The organism is Pedobacter jeongneungensis, from assembly GCF_039538295.1.
Lineage (GTDB): Bacteria > Bacteroidota > Bacteroidia > Sphingobacteriales > Sphingobacteriaceae > Pedobacter > Pedobacter jeongneungensis.
In genome coordinates this window covers 589,883-612,647 of record NZ_BAABBY010000001.1, presented here as the reverse complement: position 1 = coordinate 612,647, position 22,765 = coordinate 589,883, and the positions used below count along the sequence as shown (strand labels likewise).

At 40.5% G+C, this 22,765-nt stretch carries 18 protein-coding genes and 2 tRNA genes; 8 read left to right on the top strand and 12 right to left on the bottom strand.

From position 1 onward, the window contains the following. Nucleotide 1 precedes the first annotated feature (1 nt). The 5 genes from ABD769_RS02705 to ABD769_RS02685 all read right to left on the bottom strand — a co-directional run bounded on the left by ABD769_RS02705 (nucleotide 2) and on the right by ABD769_RS02685 (nucleotide 8,433). A complete protein-coding gene (locus ABD769_RS02705) occupies nucleotides 2-1,864 on the bottom strand; it encodes an alkaline phosphatase (protein WP_344849180.1) in 1,863 nt (620 codons plus the stop codon). Further along, a complete protein-coding gene (locus ABD769_RS02700; RefSeq protein WP_344849179.1) occupies nucleotides 1,858-3,381 on the bottom strand; it encodes a RagB/SusD family nutrient uptake outer membrane protein in 1,524 nt (507 codons plus the stop codon). The genes ABD769_RS02705 and ABD769_RS02700 overlap by 7 nt, the downstream gene beginning before the upstream one ends. Nucleotides 3,382-3,392: 11 nt before the next feature. Then, a complete protein-coding gene (locus ABD769_RS02695) occupies nucleotides 3,393-6,692 on the bottom strand; it encodes a SusC/RagA family TonB-linked outer membrane protein (protein WP_344849177.1) in 3,300 nt (1,099 codons plus the stop codon). A 169-nt stretch (nucleotides 6,693-6,861) separates the two neighbouring features. Further along, complete coding sequence (locus ABD769_RS02690; RefSeq protein WP_344849175.1) at nucleotides 6,862-7,806, bottom strand: FecR family protein; 945 nt, start codon at nucleotides 7,804-7,806, stop codon at nucleotides 6,862-6,864. Nucleotides 7,807-7,869: 63 nt separating this feature from the next. Continuing rightward, nucleotides 7,870-8,433: an RNA polymerase sigma-70 factor gene (locus ABD769_RS02685; protein WP_344849173.1), complete on the bottom strand. Its 564-nt coding sequence runs from the start codon at nucleotides 8,431-8,433 to the stop codon at nucleotides 7,870-7,872. 521 nt (nucleotides 8,434-8,954) lie between these two features. Between ABD769_RS02685 and ABD769_RS02680 the strand changes: the two genes are divergently transcribed. Next, a complete protein-coding gene (locus tag ABD769_RS02680) occupies nucleotides 8,955-9,170 on the top strand; it encodes a hypothetical protein (RefSeq protein WP_344849171.1) in 216 nt (71 codons plus the stop codon). 111 nt (nucleotides 9,171-9,281) lie between these two features. Here the strand turns inward: ABD769_RS02680 and ABD769_RS02675 are convergent, their stop codons facing one another. After that, nucleotides 9,282-10,286, bottom strand: coding sequence for an LLM class flavin-dependent oxidoreductase (locus tag ABD769_RS02675; RefSeq protein ID WP_344849169.1), 1,005 nt, complete (start codon nucleotides 10,284-10,286; stop codon nucleotides 9,282-9,284). A gap of 117 nt (nucleotides 10,287-10,403) precedes the next feature. Next, nucleotides 10,404-10,886 (bottom strand): GNAT family N-acetyltransferase, encoded by a 483-nt coding sequence (locus ABD769_RS02670; RefSeq protein WP_344849168.1) that lies wholly within the window; start codon nucleotides 10,884-10,886, stop codon nucleotides 10,404-10,406. Between the two features lie 375 nt (nucleotides 10,887-11,261). Here ABD769_RS02670 and ABD769_RS02665 point away from each other — a divergent pair, with 375 nt between their 5' ends. Beyond that, nucleotides 11,262-11,864 (top strand): hypothetical protein, encoded by a 603-nt coding sequence (locus ABD769_RS02665; RefSeq protein ID WP_344849165.1) that lies wholly within the window; start codon nucleotides 11,262-11,264, stop codon nucleotides 11,862-11,864. A 496-nt stretch (nucleotides 11,865-12,360) separates the two neighbouring features. On the opposite strand, the gene ABD769_RS02660 is transcribed toward ABD769_RS02665, so the two are convergent. Beyond that, on the bottom strand, nucleotides 12,361-13,956 hold the full coding sequence (locus ABD769_RS02660) for a S41 family peptidase (protein ID WP_344849163.1): 1,596 nt from the start codon (nucleotides 13,954-13,956) through the stop codon (nucleotides 12,361-12,363). A gap of 315 nt (nucleotides 13,957-14,271) precedes the next feature. On the opposite strand from ABD769_RS02660, the gene ABD769_RS02655 reads away from it, so the two are divergent. Beyond that, nucleotides 14,272-14,730, top strand: coding sequence for an SRPBCC domain-containing protein (locus ABD769_RS02655; protein ID WP_344849161.1), 459 nt, complete (start codon nucleotides 14,272-14,274; stop codon nucleotides 14,728-14,730). Nucleotides 14,731-14,868: 138 nt separating this feature from the next. On the opposite strand, the gene ABD769_RS02650 is transcribed toward ABD769_RS02655, so the two are convergent. Both ABD769_RS02650 and ABD769_RS02645 read right to left on the bottom strand, forming a co-directional pair. Then, nucleotides 14,869-14,941, bottom strand: a tRNA-Phe gene (locus tag ABD769_RS02650). Between the two features lie 306 nt (nucleotides 14,942-15,247). Then, nucleotides 15,248-15,320, bottom strand: a tRNA-Phe gene (locus tag ABD769_RS02645). A gap of 229 nt (nucleotides 15,321-15,549) precedes the next feature. On the opposite strand from ABD769_RS02645, the gene ABD769_RS02640 reads away from it, so the two are divergent. Beyond that, nucleotides 15,550-16,845, top strand: coding sequence for a 4Fe-4S dicluster domain-containing protein (locus ABD769_RS02640; protein ID WP_344849159.1), 1,296 nt, complete (start codon nucleotides 15,550-15,552; stop codon nucleotides 16,843-16,845). Nucleotides 16,846-16,960: 115 nt separating this feature from the next. After that, nucleotides 16,961-17,749, top strand: a complete 789-nt coding sequence (locus ABD769_RS02635; protein WP_113948060.1) for a (Fe-S)-binding protein — start codon at nucleotides 16,961-16,963, stop codon at nucleotides 17,747-17,749. 147 nt (nucleotides 17,750-17,896) lie between these two features. Here the strand turns inward: ABD769_RS02635 and ABD769_RS02630 are convergent, their stop codons facing one another. Further along, a complete protein-coding gene (locus ABD769_RS02630; RefSeq protein ID WP_344849156.1) occupies nucleotides 17,897-18,403 on the bottom strand; it encodes a hypothetical protein in 507 nt (168 codons plus the stop codon). 50 nt (nucleotides 18,404-18,453) lie between these two features. Here ABD769_RS02630 and ABD769_RS02625 point away from each other — a divergent pair, with 50 nt between their 5' ends. From ABD769_RS02625 to ABD769_RS02615, 3 genes are all read left to right on the top strand, one after another. After that, nucleotides 18,454-18,933: an ABC transporter ATPase gene (locus ABD769_RS02625; protein ID WP_344849154.1), complete on the top strand. Its 480-nt coding sequence runs from the start codon at nucleotides 18,454-18,456 to the stop codon at nucleotides 18,931-18,933. A gap of 5 nt (nucleotides 18,934-18,938) precedes the next feature. After that, nucleotides 18,939-19,226, top strand: coding sequence for a YciI family protein (locus tag ABD769_RS02620; protein WP_344849152.1), 288 nt, complete (start codon nucleotides 18,939-18,941; stop codon nucleotides 19,224-19,226). A gap of 101 nt (nucleotides 19,227-19,327) precedes the next feature. After that, nucleotides 19,328-21,745 carry an AsmA family protein gene (locus tag ABD769_RS02615; RefSeq protein WP_344849150.1) on the top strand — a complete coding sequence of 806 codons (2,418 nt, stop codon included), beginning with the start codon at nucleotides 19,328-19,330 and terminating at the stop codon, nucleotides 21,743-21,745. 81 nt (nucleotides 21,746-21,826) lie between these two features. Here ABD769_RS02615 and mtgA read toward each other — a convergent pair whose 3' ends face one another. Beyond that, nucleotides 21,827-22,555: a monofunctional biosynthetic peptidoglycan transglycosylase gene (gene mtgA, locus ABD769_RS02610; RefSeq protein ID WP_344849149.1), complete on the bottom strand. Its 729-nt coding sequence runs from the start codon at nucleotides 22,553-22,555 to the stop codon at nucleotides 21,827-21,829. Nucleotides 22,556-22,765 lie beyond the last annotated feature (210 nt).

The window sequence follows — 22,765 nt, the reverse complement described above, 5'->3', positions numbered from 1 at the left end:
TTTACTGAGCTTTCTTTAAACGATAAGCTTCGATAATTTTATAAAAAATCTGGTTATTGGAATATACCCCCATAAAGGCTTCCGAGCCGGGGCCGTAGGCAAATACGGGTACCATAATATTGGTATGATCATCAGTACTGAAATTGCCGCGAACGCTTCCTTTTCTGTTGGAGGCATCCAGGAGAGATAATCCCCCGGTTTCATGATCAGCAGTTACGATGACCAGAGTTTCGCCATCCTGATCAGCAAATTTTAAGGCTTCGCCCACCAGGCGGTCAAAATCATGTTGTTCGGTTACCGCGAAAGGCAGGTCGTTTGCATGTCCGCCATGGTCAATCTGTGCTCCTTCTGCCATGATGAAAAATCCTTTTTTATTTTTCGAAAGCAATTCAACTGTCTTTAAAAACGAAGTTTTCAGCATTTCCCCGCGGCCTTCCAATATTTTCCGCGTGGCAGAATCGTCTAAAAGCACCACTTGTTTAGCCGCATTTGAAGCAACAAAACCTTTCAGGTCTTTCTGTAGTGTATAACCTTTGCCCAAGATTTTATCCATCAGTTTCTGATCAGGATTTTCGGTAAAACTCTGGCGTTTCGAACCAATCAGAATATCAACATGACTGTTCTGAAAATCAGCTGCAATTTCCTTTGTCATCGACCGCTCAGGCTGATGGGCATAAAATGCCGCGGGCGTAGCATCGGTAATATCGCCACTGCTAATAATCCCGCTGGTAATACCATAAGGAGCCAGAAGATCAGGAATCGACTGAAGTGCTTTGCCTGTAGAATCGACGCTGATGTAACGGTTATTGGTTTTATGTCCGGTGGCCATAGCTGTTGCACCCGCAGCAGAATCAGTAAAATCTGAATTGGAGGCTTCGGTACGCGACAGGCCAAGATGTTTAATGGTGATGATGTTAGACTGACCAAAATTAGCACTCAAACCGGCCTGGATCTGAGCCAGCCCCATTCCATCTCCTATTAAAAGAATTACATTTTTAGCTTTGGTTTTTAACCCGTCGCTTTTGTAGCTTGGCTGATAAGGCTGATATGCCTTCGGACTGGTATATTCTAGTTTTGCCCTGTTCTGGTAAAAATCTTTTAACAGTGCCGGATGATCGGTTCCGATCCAATCAACCCCCATATGTTCCAGTTCTTTCCAGCTGTTCGGACTATCTTTGGTTGCCCAGAAACGGAACGGCTTACCCATGGCATGTACTTTGGCAATCACCGCCTTCATCTTTTCTAAATCTGCTGGCGTAGGCGTACCTTTTCCGTTCCATACCGAATAATGGGAAATATCGTCGCTGATCATCCCGATGTGCTGTAACTGTTCGGCGGTGTACTGATTTGCCGGACGGCCATCGAAACTGATAACTGAAGGATAATCCTTAAACTTTCCGGCAGGTGGAACAGCCCCGCTCATAACAATTTTAATGGCCGAAGGATTGATCTGCTGATCGAAAACAGCTTCATTACCTTTTAAATCGGCCAATAATTTCGGGATTACGTGTTCATAATCTTCTTTTATATCAATTACCAGCTGAAGTTTTTGCTTCGGATCGGGATAGGGATGGTTGCCATGATCCTTAAAAAATGCCACCAAGGGATCGATGTATAATTTCTTTAACGTTTTACCGGGTGCGATTTCGCTGCTTTCGTGGGCAACAAACAACTCTCCGTTGCGGTAAAATACATCAGCCTCAATTGATCCCATACCTGCATAATAAGCTTCCAGCAAAGGAATCTGTTGCTTATAATCATTATGGCTGTGCCCGTTACCGGCATTCAGTTTCTGCTGGGCAGAAACCGAATGTACACCTAATCCAAACCATAAAAAGAGAATCAGTTTATTTGATTTTACCATCCTGGGTTTTGTTTAATTACACCTGCACTGTTATCGATTTCTCTCTGTGGTACTGCCCAAACATCGTGTACTTGTGGGTTAAAAGTTCTTGCCGGCCAGATTACGCTACCATCAAAATCGTGCAATGGTTTGGCATAAGCAGCCTGTGCATCGCCCCATCTTACCAGATCGCGGTGACGGTCGGCCCACTCGCCTGCCAGTTCGTTACGGCGTTCGCGTTTAAGGTCGTCAATGGTCATTCCGCTTTTTGCGTTTAAACCTGCACGCACCCTGATTTTGTTCAGTTCGGTATCGCCTGCGCCTGCGCCGCTTAAATTAATAGCCGCTTCAGCTTTGATCAGCAATACTTCAGCATAACGCATCAAAGGTACATTTAAATCGGTTGTTCCGTTATCGCCATTCGGGTTAACGTGTGTAGGTATCGGGTTGGCATACGAGAAAGGCTCCATGTATTTTTTAAACTGATAGTTTGAAGTTGCCCCAGCATCTTTAGTGAAACTACGCTCAGCCCCGAAAAACATAAATTTATCGCCAGGTTTCAAGATGGTAGCTTCCCTGCGCTGATCGCCGGCTTCGTACGAATCGTAAAGCTCTTTGGTTGGCAGGTAATAACCCCATCCGTTATAAATTCCCCAGGCTTTGTTGGTTAACATTACACCAGGTAATTTACTGCCCCAGCCTGTACCACCACCACTTGGCGTACAAACTACAGACCAGATATACTCTTTAGACCAATTATTGGCTGCTTTAAACACATCAGCAAAACCTGTATTTACTAAATCATGCTGACCCGAAGTAATAACCATATCGGCATATTTTGCAGCATTGGCGTAATCCTTTTTGTAGAGGTACACTTTTGAGAGATAAGCCCAGGCAGCGGTTTTATGTGCTTTACCATAATCAGCAGCTTTCATCGCCGAAAACAACGGAAGGTTATCAGCAGCTTTTAATAATAGCGAGATGATATAATCGTAATTTTCATTTACATTTTTTGCACGTGCAATTGGCTGAGAAGCATCGGTTTCCGGCGTTACAATTGGCACACCGGCTTTATCATTTCCATAATTTGCAGCCAACTGGAAATACACCAAACCAGCATTAAAATAAGCATCGCCGATAATCTGTTTCTTTAACGTTTCGTCCATATTGATGCCCGGCACATTAATAATAATATCATTGGCGCGTTTGATAATGGCATATCGCATGCTCCACTGTGTTTCGGTATAACCGCCGCCCACGTATGTACGGTTAAAGTTTTTAATGTTATCGGCCTCGGGTTTGTTACGACCAGTAACCATATCATCGCTGGCATTAATAAACCAGAACATGCCGCGACCGTAAAAATCTTCAGCATTGTAGTTTTCGTACATTCCACCTTCAGCTTTCAGGGCATCTTCTTTTGTTTTCCAGAAATTTTGTGCCGATGGAGAACCTTCGGGTACAATATCAAGCTCTTTTGTGCATGAAGAAAAAACAGCAAGTGCTGCAAATGCGATATATTTTAAATTCTTTTTCATTGTTGTTGTGATTATAGATTTACACTTAAACCAAGGATGAAGCTGCGTGCCTGCGGATAACGGCCAACATCTACCCCGTTGTTGTCCATTCCGATTTCGGGATCAAAGCCTGAATATTTAGTAATGGTAAAAAGGTTGTTTGCTGTGGCATAAATCCTTACTCCTCCGGTTTTTAGTTTACTTGCGATAGATTTTGGCAGGCTGTAACCCAGCGTTACGTTGCGGATACGCAGGTAAGAGCCATTTTCTACATAAAAATCAGAAGCAGCAAAGTTTCCGTTGGCATCGCTGGTCGAAATGATCGGCACTTTTCCGCCCGGGTTTTCCGGCGACCAGGCATCTAAAATTCCTGCTAATTTATTGTAAGAAGGTCCGGCTGCACTGTAAGTGGTACGTTTTACGGCATTGAATAACTTATTTCCCTGTACCCCTTGTGCAAAAATATTGAAGTCGAAGTTTTTATAGCTGGCATTGAAACTTAATCCGTAAGAAAAATCAGGATAAGCGCTGCCCGCAAAATAACGGTCGTTACCATCAATTGATCCATCGCCGTTAATATCTACGAATTTAAAATCACCCGCTTTTGCATTCGGCTGGATCTTGGTCCCTTTTGCATTTTTATAATTATCGGCTTCTGCCTGACTCTGAAAAATACCATCTGTTTTCAATACAAAATAGCTATACAATGGCTGCCCAACCCGATTGGTAAGCGGGGCAACCTCATTCCTGAAATTGGTAGATACCACCTGGTTTTCTATGCCCGGAATAAGTTCTTCTATATTGTTGTTTATTTTAGTTAAAGTAGCATTTACCGAATAAGTGAAAGCTGCATTTTTATCACTATTGTAGGTTAACCCTAACTCAATACCCTTATCTTTTACCTTACCTGCGTTAATGATTTGGGTATTTAAACCCGCCGTTCCGGGCAATGTGCGGGTTAAGATCATTTTATCGATTTCTTTGATAAAATAATCTGCAGAAAGGTTTATCCGTCCCAATACCGCTACATCAACACCAATATTGGTTTGCTTTGATTCTGCCCATGCAATGTTAGGATTGGCTAAAACGTTTTGTACATATCCATTTTGCAAAGTTGGTGTTTGGCCGAAATAACTCTGCGTTGGCGTTAATAATGGATTAACCGCATCAGAAGTAAGCGATGCTAAATTGCCAAGGAAACCATAGCTACCCCTTAATTTCAATTCATTTAACCAGCTTACATCTTTAAGAAAATCTTCTTTGCTCATTACCCATCCTACCGAAGCCGAACCATAATTTCTGGTCCTGTTGTTTTTGGAGAGTAATGATGATCCATCACGGCGGCCGATTAACGACACCAGGTATTTTTCGCGATAGTTGTAGTTTGCCCTCAAAAACAATGATGAAAGTGCCTGTGCACTATAACTGCTTGAAGATGGTTGTATTACCGTAGCATTCATCAGATACCGGTATTGTGGCGATTCGTCATCAAAACCTGATCCTGAAGCAAACAAGCTTCTGTATTGTGTTTTCTGAAATGAGTAACCACCGGTAAGATCGAGCTGATGATTGCCAAAGGTACCTTTGTAGTTTAATACTTGTTCTGTTAACAAATCGCTATTATGGTTGCTGCTTTCCTGTAAACTATTGCTTAATACGGGTTTTCCTACCTCAGGCCTTTTGGGCGTAAAGCTTTTAAATGAAGCATCTGTTTTGGTGATGCTTAAGTTAGACCTAAAGGTTAGACCTTTGGCCAGTTTGATATTGGCATAAGGATTAACGACCAGCACATTTACAGGGTTGTTGATATCGATGCGCATTAAATCGGCAACGGGGTTAACAATATCGCCATAATCGCCGGCATACGGACCTGGTAAACCTGCAAAACGACCATCGGCATTATAAGGTGTAGCATTTGCAGGGTAATAAATGGCCGAAAGTAAAGCACCGGTATAATCGCTGCTGGTATTGGCACCGTTTCCGTTGGTACTGCTGTACGATAGGTTTTCACCAATTTTTAACCAATTGGTTACCTCATGTTCCGTATTGATCCTGAAATTGTAACGTTTGGTTTTGGTATTTAACACAATCCCCTCTGCATTACGGTAATTAAAACTCAGGTAATAATTAGATTTTTCAGAACCACCGTTAATGGCGGCATTGTAATCCTGTAATAAACCATCCCTAAACACTTCATCCATCCAGTTGGTACGTGTAATCTGCCCGTCAGGATATTTTGTAGCATCAAATGCCGGTAATATGGTAGTACCGCCGTTTTTAGCTGCGGTTGCCGCAACCTGCGCACGTTGTTCTGCATTTAAGGGCTCTAATTTTTTCCAGGCACTTTGTTGTCCAACCTTTGCATCAAAACTGATCTGCATTTTACCGCTTTTACCTTTTTTGGTGGTAATTAAAATCACACCGCCGGAAGCTCTTGCACCATAAATGGCCGCAGATCCATCTTTTAGTACCGAAATAGACTCGATATCGTTAGGATTGAGCTGCGGAGTGCCCGAAAAGATAGACCCGTCGATTACGTAAAGCACATTTTCTCCGTTTATACCGCCTGAGCCACGAACATTGATACGAGGCATCGACGTTGGATCGCCACCCTCATTGGTTACAATTACGCCCGGGGTTTTTCCGGCCAATACCTCACCTACACTATTTAATGAGCGCGAAGAAAGTTTATCCATCCCCACAATGCTGATGGCTCCGGTTAAGGTCTCTTTCTTTTGGGTACCATAACCCACCACTACCACATCAGCCAGGGTTGAACGTTCTTCTTTCAGCGCAATATTGATCACCTGGTTTTCGCCAACTTTTACTTCTTTGGTCTGGTAACCGATCATCGAGAACGAAAGCACCGCATCAGCACCCACTTCTATACGGAAAGTTCCGTTTCCATCGGTAATGGTACCGCTTTGTGTTCCCAATACTTTTACTGAAACGCCGGGAAGCACCAAACCTGTAGTATCGCGTACTACCCCGGTGATGATGCGGTCTGGTTTGTTCATCACAGCATTGTTCAAAATTACATATTCACCTTTTTCCAAAACCTGTAAACCAAGCCTGTCTAAAAGCGACCTTACCGGTTCGGTAGTGAAATCGCCGCTTACAAACATGTTTTTTTGTTGTAACTGATCGGGGTTGTACACAAAACTAAGCCCGGTACGCGATTCGATTTCCTTGATGATCTCGGTCATTTTACGGCCTTTGTTTATCGTAATGCTAATCGTGGTTTTCTCTAATTTTTGTGCCATGCCTGCCGAAGCGAGGATAGAACTGCAAAAAATACAGAGGATTGTAAATGTTAAACATGAGTATTTCATGATCTTATAAAGAGCTGGTGTCCTCTTAGCGGAGGTAGTTTTCATTGCTTAATTTGTTTGATTTTGTTTCTGTAAAGCTTTAATTATGCTGGCCCTGCGACCAGAAAGAAAGATTGCGGCAACCGATCTGACCGGTACCGTAGATAATTGCTATACCCCTATCTTTATCTCATCTGTATATATTAAATGTTTTATGATTTTTTGATCTGTTGAACCTGAGGTGGTGGAGACTGCAGATGATATCCAGAATCTCTTCAGCCGATTGCCTGCTACTGAAAGAAGCAGTGGTTTTAAGTTTAGCCAAAGTGCTGTCGCCCAGCACAATTTTAATGCTGTAGGCATACTGGAGTTTGCTGATCACCTGATCGAGTGTAGTACCGTCAAACGCAAACTCAACAAAAGCAAGTGCTTTGATTTTACGGATAGCAGCATGATCGGCGTTTTTATCGTAGGTTAAAGTCTCGTTTTTAACCAGTGTACCCAGGTTTCTTTCCTTATTGCTTACGGCAACTTTACCGGTAACTACAGCAACTTCGAACTGTTTACTGGCCTGATAGGATTTGACCTTGAAAGAGGTTCCTAAAACTTTAATGTCGATGCCTGATGCGGCATGTACTGTAAATGGCCTGTTTTCCTGGTGGGCGATATCAAAAAAAGCTTCACCTTCTTTTAGTGCAATCTGGCGGCTGTTGGCAGCAAATACCTTAGGGTAGCTTAATTTTGCAGCCGGGCCGAGCAATACCACCGAACCATCCGGCAGGGTAATGCGTTTCCGCTCTGCTGATCCTGTAATGACAGTAACCTGATTTTCGGCAGGTTTTAACGGGCTGCTCATTTTCCATACGCTTAGCCCAAGCGTAACCAAAAGCAGTACCGCAGCGGCTATCTTACCAAAAGCCTGAAGTTTAATGATCTTCCGCTTCTCCGGTTTTTCGTACATCGCCGCCTTAAGCCGGACAAACATTTGTTCTCCTATCGCAGCTTTTTGATCGGCTGATACACGATTTTTCAAATCTAGCGTAGCATACCACACTTCAACCATTTTTTGTTCCTCAGGATTTGCCTGCTGATCGAGATATTTCTGCAGCAGTTCCTTTGCCTGTTCTTCTGTCATTTAAATACATGTCAGTTGAAAGGCAAAGAGGTACTATCCAAAAATGTTATCAGTAAATTAACTTTATGTTAAGCCGATTAAAGCGGCAATTAACAGGATATAGGAAAGACTTTTTTTGAGCAGTTTTAGAGCAGCAGAGATCTGGTTTTTAACGGTCTGGACAGAAATATCCAGTTCTGTAGCGATTTCTTTGATTGATTTTTCCTGTTTTCTGCTCATCGAAAAAACCTGCTGCATTTTTTCTGGCAGTAAGGCAATAGCAGCATCCACCTCAAGATGGAGTTCTTTTAAAATGAGTTTATCATCGGCAGCGGCGGCATGCTGCTCATCCATTAATGCTATAAGTGCAGGCTGATGTTGTTCTTTGATACTTCCTGATCTGAAATAGTTAATAACCTTATATTTTACCGCACCATGCAGGTAAGCACCAAGGCTTCCGGATAGGTTAATCGTTTTACGGTTTTCCCACAGCGAAATAAAAATCTCCTGGGTAATATCCTGCGCAAGGGCTTCATCTCCTGTTTTTTTAAGCGCAGCATCAAAAACACCCTCCCAGTAAACCTGGTAGATTTCTTCCATGGCCCGATGGCTTCCGCACTGCAAAGATGAAAGTAAAGTTTCGCTCAAGGGATACTGTTTATCGCAGCAAAGCTAGCAGCCCAATATTCCTTTAGTATTAATAAATCTTAAAGAGTAGGTGAGGTAAGATGGATGAGGGGTGATGGAATAAGTCCGAAAGTCAGGGGACCGAAGTCGGAGGTTTGGGCGATAAAGGTAATGGAAAAAGTAAGATGGATAATGGGATATGGAACTCTTTTCTGCGCCCATTAGCGAAATCCACGGGGAACAAATTATCAATAAAAGGCGTCATCCCGACTGTAGCAACGCGTAATGGAGATCCTTCGACTCCGCTCAGGATGACAGACTCAAACAAAAACGGCCGTCATCTCGACCGGAACGTCCCGAATATTCGGGAGAGAGATCTACCTCGAGACAGATTTCTAGACTATGCTACCATCGACGTTATTTAGTCATCTATTAATAATAAACACTTTAAACAATTATATATTTCCGCCCAGCTAGGCCAAAGCACTACCTCACCGTTCTGCTTTATTCCGGCCTAACAAATTTTTCGGGCTCCACCGACCATGCCAACCTACTGGCTTCCAAAGAAAAATTTTCAGCCGGCATTTTTTGTTTTTTCATGTGCTTTTTATGTTTTTAATTGCATTCAAGCTAGCTACGCTGGTCTTTTTGATGCTAAAAAGAAAGAGCCCTTCGGCGGCGGCGAGCCGAGGCAAGACCATGCTGATGGGCAAAAATCAATTAGAATTTCGGTCGGTGGGCCACCGACCGATAGATAAAGGCTTTTTCAGCCGACGAAGCAATCTTACAACGATCGCTGAGTGCAAAATTAATGCTTTTGCCCACCCAGAGTTGTAGGATTGCTTCGTACCTAGCAATGACGGACTATTTTACCCAAACAACCCTGCAAAAATCTTATTCGAATGCAGTTTAGACTGATGATCGTAAATATGCGAAGTACTCATAATCTCATTTACACCATAAGTATCTACAAAAGCAGTTAAATTTTCTTTAATGGTTTCGCCACTGCCGATAAAAGAATAGTACAACATCTGCTCCACTGCTTCTTTTTCCATGCGGTCCCAATATTGATTAATATCATCTACCGGTGGTTTTAATAACTCTCTCTTACCTGTAATTACACCCAAAAACATCCGTTTTACAGAACTCGATAAACGTTCGGCTTCGTCATCGGTATCAGCTGCCACTACATTTACACAGGCCATTACGTATGGCTCCTGCAAAAATGCCGATGGTTTAAAATTATTGCGGTAAATAGAAATGGCATGTTCGAAATAGGTTGGTGCAAAATGACTTGCAAAAGCATAAGGCAATCCTTTCTCGGCGGCTAAACGCGCACTATCGGTACTCGAACCTAAAACCCAGATCGGAATCTCCAATCCCTCACCAGGAATAGCCCTAACGCTCGCCCGGTTATTGGAAGCTGAAAAAAGCTGCTGTAATTTTTCGATATCCTTCGGAAAGTTATGGGCAGCATTAAAATTTTCACCACGGATGGCCATTGCGGTAATCTGATCCGTACCCGGAGCCCTGCCCAAACCCAGATCGATACGGTTTGGATAAAGCGAAGCTAACGTACCAAACTGTTCTGCAACAATTAAAGGCGCATGGTTAGGCAGCATAATACCACCAGAACCTACACGTATAGTTTTTGTACCACCGGCAATATATCCAATAAGCACAGCCGTAGCCGAACTGGCCACACCTGCCATATTATGATGCTCTGCAAACCAATAACGGGTATAGCCCAAACTTTCTGATTGCTGAGCCAAATCGAGGCTCGCTTTAAAAGTATCAGCGGCAGTATAACCGTCTAAAACCGTTGCAAGATCAAGAACAGAGTAAGGTATATTTTTTAATGAGTGATCAGCCATAAACTAAAGGGATAAAAATCTATGCTGCAAAAATATCTTTATTCGTGCCAAGTATAGATGATTAAAGTTGATATGACGTTTAACCTACACTAAACTTACGTTGCGATTAAAAATCCGCTACAATACCAGCAACATCCAGACATTACAGGCAAAATGGCCTGAATTGCCCAGTGGCGCTTCAAGTTTTTTGAATCCCGCTTTTTCATACATAGAAATTGCTGTAGTAAGCTCCGGGAAAGATTCTAAATATACTTCATTATAGCCAAAATGCTGTGCTGATTCGATACTTTTTTCCATCAGCAACTTGCCAATACCTTTTCCCCGCGAAGCCGCAGCAGTATATAATTTCACCAGTTCTGCGCAACCATCTGGCAAACCAGCTGTTGGGTAAATGCCGCAGCCACCAATAATCTCCCCATCTTCTTCCGCAATCCAATAAGCCGATCCGGGTTGCTCGAAAAGCGTGGATAGATCGTCAGTTGTTGGGTCGGTATAAACTGTACCGGGCTTATCAATCTTAAACTCCCTTAAAATCGTTCTGATCATTTCTGCAGTTGCTTTATTATCTGCTGCTTCTATTTTCCTGATGGTAACGGCCATGTTGATTTGTTTTCTGACAAAGTTATTGTTTTATTGCTGAATGCTGGTTAACTGTTTAAATCGGTTAACTGGTTAATTGGGCGTAGTTTGTTATTGTTGTATTGTTGGTTAACTGTATAAATGTTGTATTGCTGAATTGTTTGATTGTTGGGGTCTACAAGTCAGTTCCCCCTTAACATAGTCGAAGAGTAAACAATTAACCAGTTTAAACAATTAACCGATTAACCCTCTTTAACAGTTTTCAGTTAGCGATTTGCAATAACAATAGCGCAATCGAACAATTTAGCAATAGCATGATGTAGCAATCGCACGAAACAATTAACCAATTAACCATCCGCTCTGAAATAGTTTTAGTAATTTGGCGTTATGATTAACATGAAAAACACACTAATGATTTGCCTGCTTACCATAACAATTTTTGGTTGTGGCATTAACAAACAGGCGCAACAAATAAAGGCACTCGAAAACTGCACTTATAAGATTACCAACGTACAAAATATCTCTATTGCAGGTACAGACGTAAAAAAATTAATGGATCAGCAGAGTTTTAGCTTAACAAGCTTACCCGGAGTAGCTTTGGGATTGCTGAGAAAAGATATTCCTTTAAGGGCCAATCTGAATTTAGAAATCACCAATCCATCGGGTAATTTGGCTGCAATTAACCAGTTCGAATATAAAATATTGGTAAACAATACTGACCTTGCAGAAGGACTGGTTAACCAGAACGTAAGCATTGCACAAGGCCAAACTGTAACTGTCCCGGTACAATTGGTTAGCAATATTTACGGACTGATATCAAACGGAAATGTTTTTAATGATATTATTAAAGCAGCTCAAAAAGGATCAAATTCTAAAGATGAAAAACTGGGTTTACTAACCATTAAAATAAAACCAACCTTTATGCTGGGCAATACACCGGTTAAATACCCGGGTTACATTACCATTAATAAAGACATTAGCAGTAAAATTTTATTGTAACAGGTATATAACAAGTCAAGTTTTAAAAACTTGACTTGTTTTTTTGACCATAACAGCATCTGTATTGCGCTTATTTCATCTTCATTGATACTTATTTTCCCCTCGTTGACACAAAATAAGCTCGGCGCCGACCTTTTCTCAACCCTAATTGATACTTATTTTCCCCTCGTTGACACAAAATAAGCTCGGCACCGACCTTTTCTCACCCTCGTTGATACTAATTTAACCCTCGTTGACACAAAATAAGCTCGGCACCGACCTTTTCTCACCCTCGTTGATACTAATTTGCTCCGATTTGAAGCTTATTTTACCTTCATTGATACTTATTTCACCCTCATTGACACTAAATAAGTCCGGGGTCGACCTTATTTAGCATCAAACTGTCCCTTGTTGGTCGGGATTTTTAATCTCGACCATTGAACCGGGGATTTACAATCCCATAAAAAAAGCCCGGTCAGCATTATTGGCTAACCGGGCTTTTTGCTTGAAAATTTTATTAAAATCTTTTTCTCGGTGTCATCACCATGCCTCTAAACTCGTTCTGATCCAGACGCTCATCCGCTGATTTCATTTCAGCAGTGGATAATTTTGGAGCTACAGGCACCGTTGAGTTACTTAAACTTGCTGTTTTTGCTGCCGGAATTACAAAAGTACCTGTTTTGGCATAAGCCAGTGCGTAGGCCAGCATGGTTTCGGTTTCATCTCCAAAAGCTTTTGTTAAATCTTCCGATGATTCTTTATCAACAGTTAAACCCGAATAATAACCGCCAACACCTTTTTGGTTTTTAGTTTCAAACTCAGGAATATACATGTCTACTTTATCAATCCTGATTGGGAAAAAACCAACAGGTTTACCATAAGTTGTAGTGCCGATCAGTTTTACATCCATCACCGGCTTTAAGCTATTAATGGTAAGCTCACTCGCTGAAGCCGTTGATCCGGTAACCAGAAAATAAATCCTGTCTAAAGCCAATGAACCCGATTTTGCAAATTTTTCAATGTTATCTGCGGCAGTTGGAGAATAGTTTAAATCAGCGTAGGTAGCATATTTTCCATTTACACCTGTGGTAAATGTTTGCAGTTTTCCGGCATCATCCAACAGGGGCTGGTGTGCCAAAACAGAAGCCTTTCTTTGTGCAGTAGTAATCGATTGCAGGTAATTGTTATAATAAGAAGTGAACATAATATTACCATTTTGTGCTGCCGGAGCTGCTAAATTAATGATCTGCGTTGCCGTAGATACGTACCCGCCACCATTATAACGTAAATCTACAACAAGTTCAGTTACGCCCTGCGTAGCAAAATTAGAAAAGGTAGCATTTAAAGCTGCAGAAGCATTATTGGTAAAACTATTAAAAACAATATAACCCACTTTTTTAGCACCAACGGTGTAAATATTGGTATATAAAATAGGATTAACCGTATAGTTTGCGCTTACAATAACTGCCGTTTTTGCATTACCACTCAAATCATTATATCCTAAAGTTACGCTGGGGTTGGTTCCAAAAATGGCACCGTTTAAAAAGTCGACAATATTTGTACTACTATAGCTTAAATTCGTTCTGCCGTTTATACTCGTTATCCTGCAGCCGCGTGTTAAACCTTGTTGAGCTGCCGGCGAATTGGCATAAACATATTTTACACGTAAATCTTCCGTAGTATTATACCTTACCGAAAAGCCATAATCATTTGCCGAACCATTTACATCTGCTTTAAGTACACCCGTTTTGCCCGTGGTAGCAGCAGTATAATCAAAAAATGAATATTTCGGTTCGGTAGAATTGCTTACATATTCATAAGGTTTACCCGTTGATGGATCGGAAGAATATTGCGTTAGGGCATAAAGTTCTGCCTCATTTGAACTAAATCCGCGAGGATTAAATGCCTCATAAGCAGGTAACGAAGTATTCCAGTAATATAGTTCTTTAGCATATAAAAAGATCGAATCCTTTGTCAGTTCGGTACGTGTTCCGCTCGGTGTGGTAGGCGTAACCGGTTCTTCGGGCGTAATACTGCTCTTTTTGCAGGCAGAAATCGCACCCAAAGTTAAAAAACCAAGCACCAGCAGGTGGGTAAATCTGTTATTTCTCATAGATTTTTGTAGCATTATATTGATGTATATACGTGTTGGCCAATGGTTAAGTTGTTTGGAAATTAAATTATTACCAAATAACTAAATTTAAGTTAAAATATTGTGAAGACAGGCAGATGTACCGTCCAACTATGTAAATCTATCGATTAAATTGCTTTATTTTAAGCTAAATATGTTAAAAAATCATAAAAAAATTTAGTCTCCCCGGCCCCTGAAAATTGTCGCCTTTGCACCGCTTTATATTGCCCGATTCTTTTGAAATTTATTATAAGCTTAATGAAAATTCAGTAATAACCTTCTAAAAAACAAAAAACCATGGAAAAGATCGAATTTAAAATTACCATTAATGCTTCTGCAGTAAAGGTATGGGACGTCCTTTTCGGCGTAAAAACCTACCCCAGGTGGACAGCTGTTTTTGCAGAAGGATCGCAGGTAAAAACCGATTGGAAAAAAGGAAGTAAAGCATTGTTTCACGATGATAAAGGAGATGGAATGTTAGCCATTATCAATGAAAATATCCCCAATAAGTACATGTCTGTTAAACACATTGGCCAGATCATGGACGGTAAGGAAACCCTGCACGACTGGGGCGAATCATTCGAAAATTACACACTAAACGAAAAAGATGGTAAAACGGAACTTCTGATCGATATGGACATCACCAAAGAATGGCTTGACTATTTTAAGGAAACCTGGCCTAAAGCACTCGATAAGGTTAAAGAAATAGCTGAAAAACAGCACGATCATATTGAAACATACAAAACAGCCTTGTAAACTGGTGGAAGAAGCTCAGGTGCACTCAATGATTTAAGTGATAAAAAAAGAAAAATCGCTGCAATTAACCTGCCCAATTAAATGTAAGAATTCCGGTAAAACCAAAAAAGCCCTTCATTTCTGAAGGGCTTCTGGAAGTGGTGCCACCTGGATTCGAACCAGGGACACAAGGATTTTCAGTCCTTTGCTCTACCGACTGAGCTATGGCACCATCCGTTTGGGATTGCAAATGTAGTGTTCTTTTTCTCAATTCCAAAAAAGGATTTCAGTTTTTTTAGTTAAAACCAGACCTTATAGCGCCATCTTTTTGATAAGCAAGAAGATGCACTGAAAAAATATTTTCATTTTTCTTCCTTAATCTAACAGTCGCAAGAAACTTAGGTGATTTCAGGTAGCTTACGTGGTCAAAAAAACTAAGCTAAGGTAATTAGCCTGGTTTATTCATCTCTGATTGCGAATAATATTAACAAAACCTTATAAACCAAAAAAGTCCCGGTTAAACCGGGACTTTTGGAAGTGGTGCCACCTGGATTCGAACCAGGGACACAAGGATTTTCAGTCCTTTGCTCTACCGACTGAGCTATGGCACCATCCGTTTGGGATTGCAAATGTAGTGTTCTTTTTTCAAAAGCAAAACTTTTTTTTAATTATTTAAGCGCCCCTCTGATTATCAATTAATTAATTTTTCGTTAACTGATAAAAAAGCCTTAATTCTTGCTTAGAATGAGTACAAACAAACAATTTTATTATTTTTTTTATGCATGCATAGTAATTTTTAAATATTAATATCCTAATTTAGCGTAAACAATCTAATATTGCATGGTGGCACAGATCCTCTTTCTAGTACTTACGCTTGCAGCAATTGCGCTGTTTACAGTTAACCTGCGTAAAATAATTCGCAATATCCGGTTGGGAAAAGCGGTCGACCGTAAAGACCAGCCTCAAAAAAGATTAATGACCATGCTACGGGTAGCTTTCGGTCAATCTAAAATGGTGGTTCGCCCCATCCCGGCTTTTTTGCACTTTTTTGTGTACATCGGCTTTGTAATCATCAATATCGAAGTACTCGAAATTATGATCGACGGATTGTTCGGCACCCATCGTATTTTTAATGGTTTGGGCGGTTTGTATAATTTTTTAATCGGTTCTTTCGAAATCCTGGCCTTTACCGTTTGGGTTTCATGTGCCATTTTTCTGGTCCGCAGAAACATCCTTAAGCTTAAACGCTTTAGTGGTGTGGAAATGAAAAGCTGGCCAAAATCTGATGCCAATTATATCCTGATTACCGAAATTTTATTAATGAGTGCGTTTTTACTCATGAACGCAGCCGATGCTAAACTGCAGCTTTTAGGCGCAAGCCACTATGTTAACGCAGGTGCTTTTCCGGTAAGCCAGTATTTAATGAATATTCTTCCTTCAACAGAAAGTGCATTGGTTATTGTTGAGCGCAGTTGCTGGTGGTTCCACATTATCGGCATTTTGGCTTTCTTAAATTACCTGCCTTATTCAAAACATTTCCATATTCTTTTCGCCTTTCCAAATACTTATTTCTCCAATCTGGAACCGAAGGGCGAGTTTACCAATATGGCATCGGTTACCAACGAGGTAAAGGCTATGCTCGATCCTTCATTTGTTCCCGCTGAAACCGAACCAGGTAAATTTGGCGCAAAAGACGTAACCGATTTGAGTTGGGTAAACCTGATGAATGCCTATACCTGCACCGAATGTGGGCGTTGTACCTCTGTATGCCCGGCAAACATTACCGGCAAACTGTTATCGCCACGAAAAATTATGATGGATACCCGCGATCGCATTACCGAAGTGGGACAAAATATAGATAAACATGGCGCAGAACATCAGGATGGGAAAGCCTTACTGGACGATTACATTACCAGAGAAGAAATTTGGGCCTGCACCAGCTGTAATGCCTGCGTAGAAGCCTGCCCGGTAAATATTGATCCTTTGCAGATTATCATGGAATTGCGACGTTACGCGGTAATGGAAGAATCACAGGCTCCCGGAAGTATTAATGCGATGCTCGGAAATATCGAAAACAACCAGGCACCCTGGAAATATTCGCCAGCCGATCGCTTTAACTGGGCAGAAGGCTCTTAGTCTCGAGTCTTTAGTCGTAAGTCCTAAGTCGGACGATGTGAAAACAATTGAGCAATTCAACAATACAATTAACCAGTTAACCGATTTAAACGATTAACCAACAACATCGATAAAAATGGAATTTAAAGTCCCTACAATGGCCGAATTAATGGCCGCAGGTGAAGAACCGGAAATATTATTTTGGGTTGGATGTGCAGGAAGTTATGATGAAAGGGCACAGAAAATTACCCGCGACATCTGCAAGATCTTACATCATGTAGGTATAAAATATGCTGTTTTAGGAACCGAAGAAAGCTGTACCGGCGATCCGGCTAAGCGTGCCGGAAATGAGTTTCTTTTCCAGATGCAGGCCATGACCAATATAGAAGTTTTAAATGCATATAACATTAAAAAAATCGTAACCGGCTGTCCGCATTGTTTCAATACCATTAAAAATGAATATCCCGGCTTAGGCGGCACTTACGAAGTGATCCACCATACACAACTCATTCAGGATTTAATTAATGAGGGTAAATTAAAAGCAGAAGGTGGCGAAAGTTTTAAAGGCAAAAAAATTACTTATCACGATCCTTGTTATTTAGGCCGCGGAAACGGAATTTACGAAGCACCAAGAAAAGCATTGGAAGTTTTAGATGCCCAACTGGTAGAAATGAAACGTTGCAAAAGCAATGGTTTATGCTGTGGTGCTGGTGGCGCACAGATGTTTAAAGAACCCGAAAAAGGAAATAAAGACATCAATGTAGAACGTATTGATGAAGCGTTGGAAACCAATCCGCAGTTTATTGCAGCGGGTTGCCCGTTCTGTATGACGATGCTGAGCGATGGCATTAAGTTAAAAGATAAAGAACAGGAAGTTAAAGTGCTTGATATTGCAGAGATTACAGCCAGGGCAAACGGGTTGTAATAAAAGTCTCTGCCTTTGACCCCCAAAATTACCGTCATTTCGAACTACAACGTAGTCGAGAAGCATGCAGTACTCAGAAGAAACTAAATCTCTCGAGGCAGATCTCTCCATTCCACTACGTTTCAGTCGAGATGACGGCCAGCAAAACTAATCTTCAGATTTCACTTCTGTTTTAGGTACTTCAGCGGGCGGAAGCTTTACTATCCTTTCCAGGTTATTCCGGATCTGGTTTAAATCTTCTGCCTCCACATTTTTTAGCGGAATAATAATCTGCGTAGCCATCGAGTCTACATCACCTCCCCTGTCCTTATAAGTCTGCACAATTACATCATCGCCTTTGGTACGGATATACAATTTACCTGCATTGGTTGTACCATAATAATCCATATCTTTAAATTTAGCTAACTTAAATGCGAAATATTCTGTTTTACCGTTATTATAATAACGCTTGTAACGGCAAAAGCCATTGTTGGTAACATTTAGTTCATAACTCTTTACCTTGCCATTTTCCTGACTGGAATCGTAGTGGTCAGCAAACGATTTTTGCAGATAACCAGTGTACTGTTCAAGGGTTTCGGGATCGGAAAAAGCGCATAAAAACATACAGAAAGCCGAAACAAGGGATATTTTCAAGCAGAGTGTAAACTTTTTCATCAGGTTAGCGTTTTTATTACAGCAAATTAATTAAAATCATAAATTTGTATATGAGTTTTTCTCCACAATCAAGAGTTTGGATATACCAAAGCGATCGTAAATTTACTTCAGCCGAAGAAAATGAGATCCTGAATAAATTAGCATCCTTTACCAACCAATGGAAAGCGCACGGAAACGAATTATTGGCGAAAGCAGAAATCCGTTACGGCTTTTTTATTATTCTCACTGTTGATGAAAGCCAGGCCGGCGTTACCGGATGCTCTATTGATAGCTCTGTACGGTTAATCAAAGAAATTGAACAGGAATACCATGTTGATCTTTTTAACCGCTTTAACATGGCCTATAAAGTAAATGGAGAAGTTGTGGTAAACAGTAAAGAAGACTTCGAAACCCTTGTAAACATCAAACAGGTAACCCCAGAAACCATTGTGTTTAACAATATGGTTCAAAATCTGTCAGAACTGGAAACGAAATGGGAAGTTCCTTTTCAAAATAGCTGGCATTCTACCGTTTTTGCCCATTTACTGTAAGCATCATGTTTATTGTAGATCTAAAATATATTGTTCCGCTGGAAGAACTGGACGAACACATGAAGGAGCATGTCCGGTACCTTAATAAATATTACGATCAGAACATTTTTGTTGCTTCAGGCAGAAAAGTGCCCCGCACAGGCGGAATTATTTTAGCGCTGGCGAAAGATGAAGCAGCACTAAAGAAAATCCTGATGGAAGATCCGTTTTACAAACACCGCCTGGCCGATTTCACCATCACACAGTTTCTCACTTCACAGTACCATCCTGACCTCGAATTACTTTTAAAATAAAGCCATTCTTAAAACCTAAAGCACTAATACTGATTATTTTTCATTACTAACCAAACAATTAGCCTTTAAAAAGATTATATTGGTTAAATCAAATAATGTGTATGAAGCGCTGGCTTAAAATCTCTTTAAAAATCGTATCGGTTTTAGTTGTCCTGATTATATTAACCTGGCTGGCGGGTGCGTTTTACATTAGCCGCAACAAGAAAGAAGTGCTGGCTTCTATCCTCTCGCAGCTCAATAAAAATTTAAACGGACAGATTACGGCCACCAGCATGGAGCCTACGCTCCTTAAAAGCTTCCCTGGCGTTTCTGTTTCACTAAATGGCGTTTTATTAAGGGATAGCTTATGGGCCCAGCACAAACATGATCTGTTAAAAGCACAGGATATTGATGTATCGTTAAATGTGCTCTCACTAATTGTGGGCAACATCAATATTAAACAGATAGCCATTAATAATGCCTCTATATATATTTATACCGATTCTACCGGGTACAGTAACACCAGTATTTTTAAGAGTAAGCCCAAAACCGATGATAAGAAGTCGTCGCCAAAATCTTCGGCATTAGAGGTAAAAAAGATAGATTTTAATAAAGTGAGTTTAATACTCGACAATAAAAAGAGGTTTAAACTTTTCAACTTCGATATCGACCAGATTCAGGGTAGAATGGAATATCCGGATAGCGGCTGGACGGGAAAAATAAAATTGAAAACCAAAGTAAACAGTTTCGCATTTAATACCCGCAAAGGGAGTTTTTTAAAAGATAAATCGCTTGACGGAACTTTACTGGCACATTACAGCCGCGATCTGGATGCGGTAATTTTAAAACCCGAAGTTTTAAATATTGGTGGTCATCCTTTTAAAATAGGCGCCAAAATAGACCTGGCAAAATCTGCTTTTGCCATCAGCATTGCTGTAGATGATATTTTATTCAGGGATGTGGCATTACTCCTGTCGCCCAATATTTCTTCTAAACTTTTAAAATTCGGGATCGAAAAACCGATTAACATCCGCGGAAATATTATTGATGACGGATCAGGCAAATATGGAGATCCGCTGATCAAAGTAGGGATTACAGTACGAGATAACATTGTTTCTATCCCTGCGGGGAAATTAACCGCCTGTAATTTTGATGGATCTTTTACCAACCGCGATACTGCCGGCGGGATTATTGGTGATGAAAATTCTTCGATCAAATTTCATAAACTTACCGCAAAATATTTTAATGCACCACTTAAAATAGACACTTTTACGGTGAATAACCTGGCAAGGCCAATTGCCACCGGACTGGTTACCTCCCAATTTCCTTTATCAAACTTAAATAATTCGTTAGGAACCAACGATTTCGAATTTAAAAACGGAACAGCAAACCTCAGGTTGTACTGCCAGGCCGATATCGATAATTTCAGGTTTACCAAACCTGTGGTTTCAGGTAAAATACAGATTGCAGATGCCGATATCCTTTATATTCCCAGAAAACTGCATCTGGTAAAAAGTGCTTTAAATATCGATTTTAACCAGAATGATTTGTCCATCCAGAACGGACACTTCCAGCTAGGTAAAAGTGAGCTGAATGTAAGCTGCAGCATTGCCAACTTTGCCAATTTATATTACACTGCACCAGATAAAATATTGGTGAATTTAAAAATGTCGAGCCCACAACTGTATTTAAAAGAATTTCTACCCTTTTTAGGTCCAAGATCGAGCAATAAACCAAAATCAAGCGGAAATAAACGGGTGGTTTCTAAAGAATTGAGCAATGTGCTCGAACTTTCTAAAATGAATATCCGTTTAACCGTAGATAAAGCCATTTACGATAATTTTACGGCCAAAAACCTCGATGCTGATATTTCATTACGTGGTGGTGGTATATTTTTTAATAAAATCAGTGTAGCACACGCCGGCGGTCAGTTATCTTTAGATGGAAATATCATGCAGGAAGCTGCTTCAAACAGTTTCAAAATCAATTCGAAAATCAGCCACGTAAGCGTTAAAGATTTCTTTTACTCTTTCGATAATTTCGGACAAAACACCATCACCAACAAAAATTTAAAAGGTTATCTGTCTTCTTTAGTAAATATTTCCGGAAGAATTTCGCATACCGGAAAAATTCTGCCACGATCAATAAATGGAAAAGTGGTATTTAACCTGAATAATGCTGCACTTGTTAATTTCGACCCGATGGTTAAAGTTGGGAAATTTGCTTTTGCAAACCGGAATTTATCAAATGTTGAGATCAAAAACCTGGATGGAACGCTTAACATCAGGGGCGACAAAGTAGAAATCGCTCCAATGCTGGTTAATTCTAGTGCATTAAACTTTAATGTTAAAGGAATTTATGCCCTGGGCAGTGGAACAAATGTAGCCATGGACATTCCTTTAAGAAACCCTAAAGGCGACGAAAACTTAACCAAGGAAGAAAAAAAGCAAGCCCGGATGCGTGGTATTGTGCTACATTTAAAAGCAGTAGATGACGAAAAGGGCGGGATTAAAATCAGGTGGAATAAAGATCACGATTAATAGAGGTAAGATGGATGATGGAAACAAACTGTATCTCCATTACCCATTTTACATCAAACATCAAACATCAAACATCATACATCAAAAATCCAGCGGCCCTAACCTGTTCATATTCCTTAAAATCAGGTATTGGCGGTGCCTGATGTAAGGTGTGGCGTTTTTAGGCGTCCATCTTCTTGGGTTTGGAAAGCACGAAGCAATTAAAGCGGCTTGTTTTTTGGTGAGTTTGGTACAAGATTTACCATAATATTCTTGCGAAGCCGCCTCGGCACCATAAATGCCGTCGCCCATTTCGATTACATTTAAATATACCTCCAAAATTCTTTCTTTGCTCCAAAATAGTTCGATCAATAGCGTAAAATAAGCTTCAAAACCTTTCCTGATCCACGACCGGCCCGGCCATAAAAAAACATTTTTGGCTGTTTGCTGCGAAATGGTACTTCCACCCTTCACTTTCTTTCCTTTTGCATTACTGGCAAAGGCTTTTTCAATGGCTTTCATATCAAAACCGATATGCTTTAAAAAAAGCTGATCTTCAGCCGATACTGCAGCCCTTTTCATGTTATCAGATATATCTTCAAACTTCACCCACTTTTTCTCTGTTTTAAAAGGTTTTCCATCGGCTTTACGCTCGATATTGCGCAACACCATCAAAAGTGTTATTGGCGGATTAATGAAACGCAATGCAATTACCCAAAACACAGAAACCAGCAAAAAATATAAAAATACTTTTGTCGCAATATTGGTGGTCTTCTTTAAAAGTGGGTGTTTCGCTTTGCTTTTTGTTTTGGTTGTCCGGTTTTTTGCCATGCGCCAAAGGTAATTAAAGGGATGGGAAATGAAAAATGGATGATGGAAAAGGTAAAATGGATAATAGAAGTCACTAATGTTAAAATAATGTCCGATAAAAATGGATGATGGAAAAGGTAAAATGGATAATGGGAGTCACTAATGGTATAATAATGCCCGATAAAGAATAGTGATCACCCAAAATTAAGTAGTTTGTCTTAATGTTCTTAA